Here is a 13,004-nt window from a genome sequence, read left to right on the forward strand (position 1 = left end):
ACACCGCAAATAGCAGCCAACCAAACCCTGACTACTGGCTGGTGGCCGTGACGCGCCAGACGGTATTGCCTACGTCGTCGGCAAATAGAAGTGCGCCATCATCTGCCTGAGTCAAACCCACGGGTGCACCGTAGAGTTCTTCCTCGTCTTCGGATACAAAACCGGAGACAACAGACTCCGCTTTTCCTGCCGGCTTGCCTTCACTGAACGGAATATAGCTGATCCGATAGCCACTTAGCGGACTTCGGTTCCAGCTGCCATGTTCACTGACAAAGGCGCCGCCACGGTATTTGTCCGGAAGGTTCTGGCCAGTATAAAAGTGCACGCCGAGGGGCGCCACATGCGAGCCAAGCGAGTAGTCGGGAACGATCGCTTTGCTGACAAGGTCTGGGCGCTGAGGCTTGACACGGGTATCGATATGCTGACCGAAGTAGCTATAAGGCCAGCCGTAAAAGCCCCCATCCTTTACCGAAGTGATGTAATCAGGAACCAGGTCTGGTCCGATCTCATCGCGTTCGTTGACAATTGCCCAGAGCGCTCCCGACTCGGGTTCCCAGTCCAGCCCGGTGGGATTGCGCAGACCAGAGGCGAAGATCCGGCTTGCGCCACTATCGACATCAACCTCCAGGACGGCGGCACGACGATACTCTACGGCCAGGCCGTTCTCGGTAATATTGCTGTTAGACCCCACGCCAACATACAGTTTTGTGCCATCGGCGCTGGCAAGCAGCGCCTTTGTCCAGTGATGATTAACCGTGTCGGGTAAATCGGTGAACTCGGCGCCGGGATCCGACATACGCGTCTCGCCTGGCACATACCGGTACTTCATGATATTGCCGGTATTGGCAACGTACAAATTCTCACCAATCAGTTGTACACCGAATGGTGAATCCAGATTTTCCAGGAAAGTGTGCTTCTCCCATTCGCCAGACGTGCCATTGTGTCGCAATAGCGTAATCCGGTTTCCGCCTTTACCGCTCTTGCCCGAGCGCCCCATGATCTGGCTGGCAAAGAGTTTTTTCGGGGCGGTCACAGGTGCTGTACCCGGTGAGTTTGACTCTACGACCAGTACATCACCATTGGGCAACGTATACAGTTGCCTCGGATGTAGCAGGTCACTGGCGATCTTTTCGATCTGCAAGCCGCTGGCCACAACAGGGTTCTTGTCTGCCGGCCAGCCAACGCCTTCGGGCACTTGCATGGGCGGCGAAAAAAAGCTTTGTGGTTCGGGCAGTGAAGGATTGGCGCCAAGCTGATCGTCCGGGCCCATCTTCGCCTTGTCATCGCAGGCGGTCAGCAATACACTGAGCGCCACGGCTAACGGTATACCCCATTTGACCTTAGACATGATTAACCCTCCGTGGCGCATAAAACGTCGAAGCGATGATGAGCGACAGCGCAATGCACACGACCGTAATAACAGACAGAATCAAACCCCAAGGCATGACTGCATACGCGTCACGGCTATGGACAAACGCGTTGAGAATGGCCGCCACGATTCCAATGAGATTGAGACCGAAATCGAGCTTTTCTGCGCCCAGCACCAGTCTGCCTCGCGGGATCCACACATGAACCAGGTTGATGATGCGTGGAATGATGGCAAAGAACAGACCGAGGGTAATGAGCCATGCTGCGCTTTTACTCCACATCATTTCGGCTGTCTGGAAATACACGGCATCAAAGATTAATGCCGCAACGAAGAATCCGAAAGGAACCGGATTGAGCAACTGATAAATGGAATTAGCCAATGCTGACTGTGGCCGCTGTATTGGAGCAGTCATAAACACCTCCTCTTTACAAGTTCTTCACAAGTAATAGCCGCTTTTGATCGCTTGGCAAACGGACCCGGGAGAGCAAAAGACGCGATCACAGTTGTTATTCGAACATACTTGACGGTGATTATCAACGAAATATGTTTTAAATTTAGTTGCCTGCATGCCAGGCTGGCCGACCACGGCGCTGCGGGCAATAGGGATCTCTTGGATTGTCGGGGCGTCGCTGCCCCGGTACCGGAGCGAGGTGACCGGTTTAACGTCTCCAAAACGATGGTTCCAGCCCAGCATTCCTGACACTTTTACGGCAGTATCCGAGTCGTTTCCAAATGTGCTTGATATTCTTGCACCCCGCGTACCGGAAATGACATTAGTCGATTTACACTTGCCAGACACTACGCTGTCGTCGCCCTCTTCCACGAATGAACGAGTTCGGCTTATCGCTACTGACTGCGGTTATTGGGCTGTGGCCCAACTGCCCGTCCCCATGCGTCGCATGAAAATGAATCAATGCCCTACTGCGGGGGGATCATATCAGGGGCTTCTGCAGCAGGCAGATGGGCCGCAGTCAAATAATCCGGGTACTGTTCACGTCGCAAGGGTGGCAAATTAGAGATCCGCGGAATAGTCACTTCAGCAGCTTTATGCAGGTGAATGCGCAACGCTTTCGCAGCACGTTCTGGATCTTGCTCCTTCAAAGCAGTCAGAACCGACAGGTGTTGCAGCATAGACTGTCTGATTTGTTCAGAATCATCATATCGCTCGATCGTGTAGTGCGTGGCAATGAGAGGCATCTGGCTTTCCTGGATCACCTTAACCATTTGACGGTTTGGGCACAGATGTATAAGGTCCATATGCAGGTCATGCTCGATCTGGTCAAAAATTGATGCAGTCAACTGTTCTGGTGCCCGGATACTAGCTGCCAGTCGACGCCAACACGCTTCGATATGCCGCATATTCATAAACGGATAGGCAAGCAGCAAGGCCTCGGGTTCTAGCAAGATGCGTAATGCGTAATGTTCTTTGGCCTTTGCTGGTGTCAACGCTTCCACATACCAGCGAGCATTGCGATCGCGAGACACGACTCCGCTCTTCTCAAGGCGCGTCAGCACATCATGTGCCACCGTACGACTAATACCATAATGAATTGCCATAGCCGACTGACTGACCCAGAAACGGCCAAAGGCCATGCATGAAGAAATTGACTTTTCGGCGCTTGGATAAATGCGATCTGCCGCCGTCAATGACTCAAGGTGCTCCTGGTCAGTCTCGCCAAGGGTTAATCCGGCATCGTGCAAATCCATGCGCAACGGCCTGGGCGACATGTCTCCGTAGCTGACCAGCCATCCGCGACCGGCATGCGCCAGGACGAAGCCGTCCTCGGCCAGACGCTGCAAGGCAACGCGCACTGGCGTACGGCTCACTGTGAGCGCCTTGGCCAAATTGACTTCTCCCAACACCAGTCCTTCTGGCAAACGTTGATCTTCAATGTGTCGATGCAACAAGCGATAGATGGTGTCAGCCAGAAGTGGCGGGGTTGGAGCGTTAATACGTTTCATTAAAGGCTTCGCTATCAGGCGACGATGTGGTTCTTAAGACATATTGGTATGTTGCATGCTGAATCTTATATAACTTTCGTCGATTTGCGAATAAATAGGGAAATTACCTAGTGTTTTCTATCCACTCATTAATGTATGTTGCATGTAAAGTACATTAATGACGTATATTAGCAGCACTTTTTAACGGCCCCCGAGGCACGGAATCGCTAAATGGCAAAAATTGTTTCAGTTGAAGTGTTAATTGTGAATCTTCAACCCAAGGTTGTTCGCACTGACGCAGTCCAGAGCTTTGAATGCCAGGAAACACCAATGGTCCGCATTCAGGACGAAGACGGTGTTGTTGGGACAGGGTATAGCTATACCATTGGCACTGGAGGTTCATCGGTGTTCAAATTATTGGACGACCATTTGGCGCCAATGCTAATCGGACGCGATGCTGCCAACGTTGAAAAATTATGGCGTGAACTTTTTTACCGCGTGCACGCGACCACCGTTGGTGCACTGACGTCTATTGCCTTGGCAGCGATTGACACGGCCTTGTGGGATTTGCGCGCACGTAAGGCGCACTTGCCTTTGCACCAGATAGCCGGAGGCGCCAAGGCCAGCATTCCGCTTTACTACACTGAAGGTGGATGGCTGCATCTTGAACAGGCCGAACTGGTAGAAGAGGCAGTTCGTGCCAAAGCTGCAGGTTTTGGTGGCGCCAAACTCAAAATCGGTCGCAAGCACGTGGCCGAGGATGTACGACGAATTACCGCTGTGCGGGAGGCTGTCGGCGATGAATGGGACATTATGACGGACGCCAACCAGGGCTTCAGTCTGGACGAAGCCATTCGTCGCGCACGTAGTTTCGAAGCCTTGGATATCGCGTGGTTCGAGGAACCCATTCACGCCGATGATGTCGGTGCCCATCGTCGGCTTTGCGCGTCAACCAGCATACCGATAGCAGTGGGCGAGTCCATGTATAGTCTTTCACAATTCAAAGACTATTTGCAACAGGGAGCTTGTTCTATTGTGCAGGTTGACGTCGCACGCATCGGCGGAATCACCCCCTGGCTCAAGGTGGCACATCTGGCGGAGGCATTCAATGTGCCCGTGTGCCCTCATTTCCTGATGGAGATTCACGTCGCGTTATGTTGCGCCGTGCCAAATAGCCGATGGCTCGAGTTCATCCCACAACTCGATTTAGTGACCAATAAAGGTATGCGCGTAGAAAACGGGGTCGCTATTCCATCATCCGAACCGGGCCTGGGAATCGATTGGGATTGGGACCGACTGCAATCACAGTTTGTACATAGCAAGCTGCATCGCTGATTCTGAAAACCGGATAACGACGGAGACCCCATGGCTACAACGATGAACCCTAGCGAACAAGCCCTACCCCAAAGCCACCAGGCAATATATCGGAAGGTGGTCTGGCGCCTTATTCCACTGCTGATTATCTGCTTTATCGTCGCCTATTATGATCGCGTCAATATCAGCTTTGCGAAACTGCAAATGCAAGAGGACTTGGGCTTTAGCGACACGGTCTACGGGCTTGGAGCCAGCCTGTTCTTTGTCGGTTATATTATTTTCGAGATCCCGAGCAATATCATCCTGCATCGCATCGGTGCGAAGATATGGATAGCACGAATCATGGTGTCATGGGGTATCGCCTCGGCATTGCTCATGTTCGTCCAAACGCCGCTACATTTTTATATAGGTCGTTTTATCATTGGTGCCATGGAAGCTGGCTTCCTGCCAGGCGTGGTGCTGTATTTTACTTATTGGTTTCCTGAAACCCGGCGCGCTCGCGCCAATTCATTGTTCATGATAGCCATTTCCTTAGCCGGCGTGACAGGCGGCCCATTGGCAGGCTGGATCATGAAACACTTCGCACAGATCAACGGATGGGAAGGCTGGCAATGGCTCTTTCTGCTGGAGGGACTGATGGCTGTCGTGATGGGCGTCGCCGTCTACCTCTGCCTTTCCGACAAACCCGCGACAGCAAAGTGGCTTAGCGATGCAGAAAAAAAAGCGATTGCAACAGATCTGGCTGCGGAGGAACGTAGCGATCATCGCAAGAAATCGTTACTCAAGTCCTTCTCTGATCCTAGATTGCTCTACCTTGCACTCGTGTACTTCCTGGTTTTAGTCGGGTTTGGCGGCGTGACATTTTGGATGCCACAGTTAATAAAAAATACGGGCATCGTTGACGCCCAGACCATTGGATTTCTCACGTCGATCCCCTGGCTCGCAGGCGGTATTGGAATGGTTTTCATTGGATTTAATTCGGATCGTACAGGCGAGCGCAAATGGCACCTTGTATTCTGCGCTATCGCCAGCGGACTGGGTTATATAGTGAGCGCGGCTTATGCACAGAACCCTACGATAGCCATCATGGCATTGTCGGTAGCAACGCTGGGCATTCTAGGCATCTTTCCGGTGATATGGACGGTGCCTTCGACATTTCTCAGTGGGGTTGCAGTCGCTAGCGGCATTGCCTTTGTCAATTCGGTCGGAAATCTTGGCAGTATATTCAGTCCGACGTTTATCGGCTGGGTGAATGACCTGACCCACAGCACCTATCTCAGTGTGAACGTCATTGGCGGGCTCATGATTTTGTCAGGACTGTTCATCCTAGTCTTCTGGGATCGCCTGTTACCTACCGCACAGAAAGGATCCGCATAATGTCGATAAAAACGTATCGCTACGAGGCACTTCTTGGCTTTGCCCGCGAATTGCTCCAGAATGCCGGAATGCCCGATGATAAAGCCAGTGATGTAGCCAAAATCCTGGTCGAAGGTGAACTACTCGGGCGAACTACACACGGTTACTCTCTGCTCGCACCTTATCTTCGTGAGATTCAGTCAGGAAATATGCAAGTTCGGGGAAATCCGCGAGTTATCAACGATATGGGCGCCTGCCTTACCTGGGATGGGCGTCGCCTGCCGGGTCCATGGCTGATGACGCAAGCAATCAATGAAGCGTCTGCGCGAGCACAGCGCTTTGGGATCGGCACCGTTTCGATACAGCGCAGTCACCACGCTGCTTGCCTGGGCGCATATTTGCACCAGGCTACTGACCAAGGGCTATTGCTATATATCGCATTGACCGACCCCGGCTTCTCCAGCGTCGCGCCCTTTGGCGGTACAACTCCTGTGCTGACATCGAATCCAATCGCTTTTGGAGCCCCCACCGAAGATCGACCCATTCATATTGATTTGTCTACTTCAATGACAACAAATGGAATGGTTGCGCAGATGCAATCTCAACACCGGCAATTCAAGCAACCATGGCTACTGGACAACCAAGGGCAACCATCGACAGATCCCGCGGTTATTAGCACCGTTCCCCCGGGGACAATCCTCCCATTGGGCGGTCTGGATGCCGGTCATAAAGGATACGGCATCAGCCTGATGGTCGAAGTACTATCAGGTTGTCTATCCGGCCACGGACGCGCAGAGCCGAAGGATGGCTGGGGGGCCAGTGTTTTCGTACTTGCTTTGAATCCGGAATCCTTCGGCGGATCCGATGCCTATTTAAAGCAGGCGACCTGGCTCGCCAACGCATGTCGCACATCAACACCAAGGCCCGGCGTTGAAAAGGTCAGCGTGCCCGGCGACGATAGCACATCACGCAAGCAACGGCTTATTCGTGACGGCATACCCCTACCCTGCGATGTGATGGAAGCGCTCGCCCCGTGGTCCGAGCAACTCTCGGTGCCCGCCCCCATGCCGAGCACTGGTCAGAAGTAACCCCACAGACGGGCGCGTGGCATGTCTGCCCCAACATACTATCCAGTTTGCCAGGAATATCGGGGGCCTCTTTATTTACAATACCCTCGCAAGAGATGGACCATCGCCACGTCTGAAATTTAAAATGGGATGACATGACGATAGACGCGGACGATCCGCGTTGTTTCGATACATATTCTGCCGTAATTTTCATAGGACTTATATCGCGTTTTTTTGTCCGTGCGGCAGTATTAGGGAAAGTTGAGTATGCGCTATCGCCTTGTGTGAAACCCGTGGTAATGTACCCGTCAGCTTTGCATTAAAGCCTGCTTTCTCCCTGACCATTAATCCAGGCCGGATGCTAAAGTTTCAGTATCCTGTAATATCGGCTTGATGAGTTGTCTCGCTCTCGGAAAGTGTTTCTGCAATACGTGATTTGCAGGAGCTGCCGAGTATATTGGCGTCATTACCGGGGGTTACCAAATGGAAGCCTTCATCGAGGCGCTGGCGAGCTAAGGCCGCCGAGGCGCAGAAAATTCCACATAGCAAATTACGACGACGCGCTGCTCGCAGAATTTGCGCAATAGCATCGCCGACAACACCTTCTGTTTCTGAACCAGGTTTGCATCCCATGCTCAGAGCGAGATCGTTTGGCCCTATGTATATCCCGTCCAGTCCGGGCGTATCCAGAATGGCTTCGAGCTCGGATATCGCTTGCTTCGACTCTATCATTGCCAATGCAAGAGTATGATCATTTGCATGTTCAAAGTAGTCGGGACCTCCATATAACAGCCCACGAGCAGGCCCGAAGGAACGTTTGCCAACAGGCGGGTAGCGGCAGGCATCAACAAAGGCACGGGCAAGTTCTGGCGTATCTATGGATGGGCAAATGATGCCGTACGCACCCGCATCCAGCAGTCGCATGATTTGCGGCGCATCCATAGAAGTACAACGTACCATTGGCGTCGCACTCGTGATACTGATCGCCTGGAGCATGGCCATTGCAGTTTCAAAATCCATCATCCCATGCTGCAGATCTACAGTTACCGCATCAAAACCTTGTGAGGCTACAACTTCGGCAGCATAGCTGCTTGGGATGGACAACCATCCATTTGTAATGGGTTGCCCTGATAAAAAACGGTTTTTAACGGAATTGGGACGCATGTTTGCCTAGTTATGGAAATGTCTTAATCAAAGCCAACCACTTGTGTGGCAGGCGGTTTCAAATTCTTTGTTAATTTTATGGGGGCACAGCTCATATGTCTAATATATAATTAATTGTTATTTAATATGTTCTACGAATAAAGAGGTCGCTCAATGAATTTAGAACTACGACATTTACGCTATTTCGTGGTGTTGGCGGAGGAGCTAAATTTTGCCCGAGCAGCGCGACGCCTGCACATGACCCAGCCTCCTCTCAGTCAACAGATTATGCAGCTTGAGGACCAAATGGGTACGCCTCTTTTTATTCGCGGCCGACGCCCATTACGATTGACCGATGCGGGCAGTGAATTGCTCGTTCAATCTAAGCGTTTGTTAGAACATGCGGATAATGTTGTTCTAAGCACTAAACAGGCAGGTCGAGGTGAGCGGGGAAATCTTACGATTGCATTCATTACCGGCTCATTACCATATCTGTTCCCTGCCATCATCAATCGTTATACGTCAAAGTTTCCCAACGTTAATTTGAATCTCAAAGAGCTTGTCTCACCGTTCCAACGAGATGCATTACACACAGGTTCTATTGATGTTGGTATCATGCGCCCACTGCAAGACGAACCAAATTTCGAAACTCGAATTTTGCTCAAAGAGCGCATGTTAGTGGCCCTGCCCGCCAATCATCGTTATGCGCAACGCCAAGCGATCGAGCTTGAAGAATTAGCGCAAGAGCCATTTGTGTCTTTTGACAGAAAAGAAGCGAATTATTTCGATGTAATTACTACCCGCATATTCGGTCAAATTGGGTCCTCACCAAAAATAGTCCAGACTGCAAGTCAAATGTACACGGTATTGGCCACGGTGGCCGCAGGCATGGGGCTGACTTTTGTACCGGAGTCCGCAAAAGCTTTGTCATTTCCGGGTGTCATCTTTAGGGAAATTGCTTTCGCAACGCCAATATATGCTGAACTTGCTCTTGGTTGGCGTCGCGAAAGAGTTCAGCCTGTTCTGACAAACTTTATAAATACCGCCTTAGAAGTGTCAGAAGAAATGCTGCCCATCACAAAATAGCGAACTCGAAAACGACGAATATCACCATACGTAGCAATCGGAGCATCTCATATTTGCAAGACTAATCAAGATTACGAACTGCAAGCAAGTCGGCTACGGATTTGATCCATCAGTCTGCCTGGCGTGAACCATATGAAATATCGGCTTAATGAATGTCCTCAGCTTGTGCCATGGCATTTTTGAGATGTTCTATAGAAAATCCCGGCCGCTGCGCTGCCTCTATCAATGGACGTTCCTTGGCCGTAACCACCTCTATGCCATGTGCTAATGTGGCCAATCCGTCCGGTGGAATAATGACGGCGCCATGGCGGTCCGCGTGAATCAGATCTCCATCCTCGATAACCAGTCCGTGTATCTGCACAGGTTCCCCTATCGTCATAATCTGTGCGAAACCATGACTCGGAGATATAGTGGAAGCTAAAATCTGGAACCCTTCGGCCAGCATGCCGAGGTCGCGCATGGCCCCATTTGTCAAAACCCCGGTCGCTCCAAGACCTTTTAAAACATTGCTATGTACTTCCCCCCAAAAAGCACCTAATCCCGGTTCGTCATCAATATCCTGAATAACGCAAAATGTAGGAATGCCTTTACCTTCGACGTGTTCGTACCATGCGAGCCGCCTTGCCTGTATTGTGTCAGGATCTTCAGTGTATGGGCGAGCTGTGCGTAACGTAGCTGTACGAGCAAAACCCATGACTGATCTCATATTGGGATGAGCGGCGTGAAATGCCCCGCGCGTAAATCCCTGATTTGTGCGCACCCCAGTCGCCACCTCTAGAGCATTACAAATGGTTGGTGTATCCACCGCAGTCAGCGTTTCAATTAATTCAGGAGTAAGCAATTTCGGATCGATTTTCTTAGACATTCAGATGTATTTCCTGTAATTTCAATTTAATTTGATAGGCTTTTCGTAACGCATAGCACGCTGCTTAGTGACACTTGGAAAAATTGACGGCAGCCGTATTGGATGCGTTCAGAGTCAAGCGGAATTTCCATTGAATTTTGTTAGCCAGCTTAGTCCTTCTAGCGTTCCTTGAGCTGGACGATATTCACACCCGACCCACCCTTGATAATCCAATTGATCCAACAATTCGAAGAGGTATGGATAATTTACCTCTCCTTTATCCGGCTCATGTCGATCAGGTACCCCAGCAATTTGCACATGACCTATATGCGTTTGAAATTTCTTGAATGTCATAGAGATGTCACCTTCCATAATCTGGCTATGGTAGAAATCCATTTGAATTTTCAGATTTGTTGCATCTACCCTTTCTCGTATGCAATGCGCTTGATCCTGACTGGTAAGAAAGTAGGAAGGCATATCCCGCGTATTTATAGGCTCGATGAGCACCTCGATATCATGTTTTGCACAGCATCGAGTTGCATATTTCAGGTTCTCTATAAACGTATCTAGACACGTTGTTTTATCAGCATCAGAAGGAACAAGTCCAGCCATCGCGTGAATGCGTGGTGTGCCCAGTGCAAGAGCATACTTGATAGCGATATGTACACCTTTGCGAAATTCTTCCTCCCTTCCTGGTAAAGCTGCTATTCCACGATCCCCAGCAGCCCAATCGCCGGGAGGGATATTGAACAAGACGCTCTTCATTTTATGTTCTTGCAATAACCTGGCAATCTCCTCAGGTTGATACTCATAGGGAAATAAAAACTCGATCCCCTTGAAACCTGCACGGGCGGCTTGGCCAATACGCGCTAGAAATGGTACTTCCGTAAATAGCAAACTGATATTCGCAGCAAATTTCGGCATCATTATCCTGGTAAAATTTACAACTTAAATTCGGCTTTAAGCTCAGCGATTTGTTCCTCTGTGAGCACGCGCGGGTTATGTCCACGCAAGAGGAGAAAAATTTTTGCCGTTTCTTCTAGCTCCTCGATGGCATATGCAGCTGATTTCAACGATTTACCCGACACAACGGGACCATGATTAGCCAATAGGACTGCACTATGTTTTTTGGCCAGTCCTCTAATAGCAGAGGCCAAGTCTGGATCACCAGGGCGATGGTATGGGATTAAGGGAAGGCGCCCAATTTTCATCACGAAATACGGAGTAAGGGGCGGGATACAGCTGTTAGGATCAAGATCAGACATGCATGAGACCGCAGCAGAATGTGTCGCGTGTAAATGCACAATAGCACCCGCACTGCGGCTCTCATCGTACATGGCACGATGTAAAAAAGCTTCTTTTGAAGGGCGGTCACCAGACAATAACGTCCCGTTCCAATCCAACTTGGATAAACGCGCTGGATCCAACTCACCCAAAGAGCTATTGGTAGGGGTCAATAGCCAACCGTTGTCCGTCCGAACGCTAATGTTTCCGCTGCTTCCTGCTGTTAGACCGCGTTGATACAGTGACGCACCGAGCTGACATATTTCTTCGCGAAGCCGATTTTCATTCATTCAGAAGACTCCATGCCTTATAAAAAAAATCCACACTGCCAAAATTTCCAGATTTCAAAGCCAGCGAAATCGGGTTATCTCCCAAACTAACCGTCCACGGCACGCCGGGATCAATCTGAGGCCCAATGCGCAAGCCTTTGATTGCCAGAGCGGAAACCACAGCCCCAGATGTTTCCCCCCCAGCAACAACTAATTGAGTCACTCCCAGTTTTACTAACCCTTGGGCGATTCTGGCTAAGGCTTGCTCAACCAATGCTCCAGCCCGTTCTCTTCCTAATTGATCTTGAAAGCGTTTGACGCGGTTTGACGGTGCAGTAGCATAAATCACCACTGGGCCATCAAGCAAACGGGGAGCAGCCCATGCCAGCGCATCCTCAACGACAGCGCTTCCATCTGCCAAAAGCACCGGATCGATAAAATATCCAGGTGTACCCCGCGCCAATGCATCGTTCAACTGAGCCTGAGTTGCTTGTGAGCAACTGCCGCAAATGATTGCACGTTTTCCGGTCGTCAACGGCAGGTCCTGCTTGGCACTTTGATGCGGAAGTACTCCAACTCCCCGAAGATTTTTCGTTATTCCCGTCGCAAGACCAGATCCCGCGGTAATCAATGGAAGATCGACACAAGCCTCACTAATTTCTAAAAGATCTTTATTTGAGATAGCGTCAACAACGGCAATATTAATACCATCAGCTTGCAGTCGCTGCATACGATCACGTATCGCTTGTCCGCCCGCATTGACTATATTCCAATCAATAAGGCCTACTGTATGCTTAGACTGACGTTGTAATACTTGAACCAGGTTCGAATCCGACATCGGTGTAAGTGGATGATAGCGCATCCCACTTTCGGAAAGTAAAACATCCTCAACGAACAAATGCCCTTTGTAGATGGTACGTTTATTCTCAGGAAAAGCCGGACAAGCAATAGTAAATTTTGTACCCAGTTCCTCCATCAGCATGTCGGTAACGGGCCCGATATTTCCCTTATCAGTAGAATCGAATGTAGAACAATATTTAAAGTAAAACTGAGAGCATCCAGCTTCACGCAGATAGTTCAACGCGGCCACAGAATCAGCCACTGCTGTTTCAACTGGACTTGTACGAGACTTCAAAGCAATAACGATAGCATCAACGTCATCAGGCAAGGGAGTCGTAGGAACGCCAATCATCTGAACAGTACGCATCCCTGCTTCTACCAGCATCCCGGCCAAATCTGTTGCGCCGGTAAAATCGTCTGCTATACAACCGAGCATCACTGTCATAACGCCAGGCCTTTTGTAGACGAGCTAAACGCCTCTTGATGCTTGC

13 protein-coding genes are annotated in these 13,004 nt (G+C 50.4%); 4 read left to right on the forward strand and 9 right to left on the reverse strand.

What is annotated here, in order from left to right; all coding sequences use genetic code 11:
* Positions 1-31: 31 nt before the first annotated feature.
* From CAP48_RS17080 to CAP48_RS17090, 4 genes are all read right to left on the reverse strand, one after another.
* On the reverse strand, positions 32-1,348 hold the full coding sequence (locus tag CAP48_RS17080; RefSeq protein ID WP_100698938.1) for a sorbosone dehydrogenase family protein: 1,317 nt from the start codon (positions 1,346-1,348) through the stop codon (positions 32-34).
* Complete coding sequence (locus CAP48_RS17085; protein ID WP_100698940.1) at positions 1,341-1,781, reverse strand: DUF2231 domain-containing protein; 441 nt, start codon at positions 1,779-1,781, stop codon at positions 1,341-1,343. The genes CAP48_RS17080 and CAP48_RS17085 overlap by 8 nt, the downstream gene beginning before the upstream one ends.
* A 24-nt stretch (positions 1,782-1,805) precedes the next feature.
* Positions 1,806-2,213 (reverse strand): autotransporter domain-containing protein, encoded by a 408-nt coding sequence (locus tag CAP48_RS20675; RefSeq protein ID WP_153045724.1) that lies wholly within the window; start codon positions 2,211-2,213, stop codon positions 1,806-1,808.
* Between the two features lie 74 nt (positions 2,214-2,287).
* Complete coding sequence (locus CAP48_RS17090; RefSeq protein ID WP_100698942.1) at positions 2,288-3,331, reverse strand: GntR family transcriptional regulator; 1,044 nt, start codon at positions 3,329-3,331, stop codon at positions 2,288-2,290.
* Positions 3,332-3,541: 210 nt separating this feature from the next.
* Here CAP48_RS17090 and CAP48_RS17095 point away from each other — a divergent pair, with 210 nt between their 5' ends.
* Genes CAP48_RS17095 through CAP48_RS17105 form a run of 3 tightly spaced genes read left to right on the forward strand, consistent with a single transcriptional unit; the run spans position 3,542 to position 7,068 of the window.
* Complete coding sequence (locus CAP48_RS17095; protein ID WP_100698944.1) at positions 3,542-4,645, forward strand: mandelate racemase/muconate lactonizing enzyme family protein; 1,104 nt, start codon at positions 3,542-3,544, stop codon at positions 4,643-4,645.
* A 30-nt stretch (positions 4,646-4,675) separates the two neighbouring features.
* On the forward strand, positions 4,676-6,001 hold the full coding sequence (locus tag CAP48_RS17100; RefSeq protein WP_100698946.1) for an MFS transporter: 1,326 nt from the start codon (positions 4,676-4,678) through the stop codon (positions 5,999-6,001).
* A complete protein-coding gene (locus tag CAP48_RS17105) occupies positions 6,001-7,068 on the forward strand; it encodes an Ldh family oxidoreductase (protein WP_100698948.1) in 1,068 nt (355 codons plus the stop codon). Before CAP48_RS17100 ends, CAP48_RS17105 begins: the two co-directional genes overlap by 1 nt.
* 348 nt (positions 7,069-7,416) lie before the next feature.
* Here CAP48_RS17105 and CAP48_RS17110 read toward each other — a convergent pair whose 3' ends face one another.
* Positions 7,417-8,211: an HpcH/HpaI aldolase/citrate lyase family protein gene (locus CAP48_RS17110; protein WP_100698950.1), complete on the reverse strand. Its 795-nt coding sequence runs from the start codon at positions 8,209-8,211 to the stop codon at positions 7,417-7,419.
* Positions 8,212-8,364: 153 nt separating this feature from the next.
* Between CAP48_RS17110 and CAP48_RS17115 the strand changes: the two genes are divergently transcribed.
* Positions 8,365-9,276: a LysR substrate-binding domain-containing protein gene (locus tag CAP48_RS17115; RefSeq protein WP_100698952.1), complete on the forward strand. Its 912-nt coding sequence runs from the start codon at positions 8,365-8,367 to the stop codon at positions 9,274-9,276.
* A gap of 145 nt (positions 9,277-9,421) precedes the next feature.
* Here the strand turns inward: CAP48_RS17115 and CAP48_RS17120 are convergent, their stop codons facing one another.
* The 4 genes from CAP48_RS17120 to otnK all read right to left on the reverse strand — a co-directional run bounded on the left by CAP48_RS17120 (position 9,422) and on the right by otnK (position 12,958).
* On the reverse strand, positions 9,422-10,141 hold the full coding sequence (locus CAP48_RS17120) for an RraA family protein (protein ID WP_192871354.1): 720 nt from the start codon (positions 10,139-10,141) through the stop codon (positions 9,422-9,424).
* A gap of 114 nt (positions 10,142-10,255) precedes the next feature.
* On the reverse strand, positions 10,256-11,044 hold the full coding sequence (gene otnI / locus CAP48_RS17125) for a 2-oxo-tetronate isomerase (protein WP_100698954.1): 789 nt from the start codon (positions 11,042-11,044) through the stop codon (positions 10,256-10,258).
* Between the two features lie 17 nt (positions 11,045-11,061).
* On the reverse strand, positions 11,062-11,694 hold the full coding sequence (otnC, locus tag CAP48_RS17130) for a 3-oxo-tetronate 4-phosphate decarboxylase (protein ID WP_100698956.1): 633 nt from the start codon (positions 11,692-11,694) through the stop codon (positions 11,062-11,064).
* On the reverse strand, positions 11,687-12,958 hold the full coding sequence (otnK, locus tag CAP48_RS17135) for a 3-oxo-tetronate kinase (RefSeq protein ID WP_100698958.1): 1,272 nt from the start codon (positions 12,956-12,958) through the stop codon (positions 11,687-11,689). Before otnK ends, otnC begins: the two co-directional genes overlap by 8 nt.
* Positions 12,959-13,004 lie beyond the last annotated feature (46 nt).

The sequence above is a fragment of the Advenella sp. S44 genome (assembly GCF_002810445.1).
GTDB lineage: Bacteria > Pseudomonadota > Gammaproteobacteria > Burkholderiales > Burkholderiaceae_B > Advenella.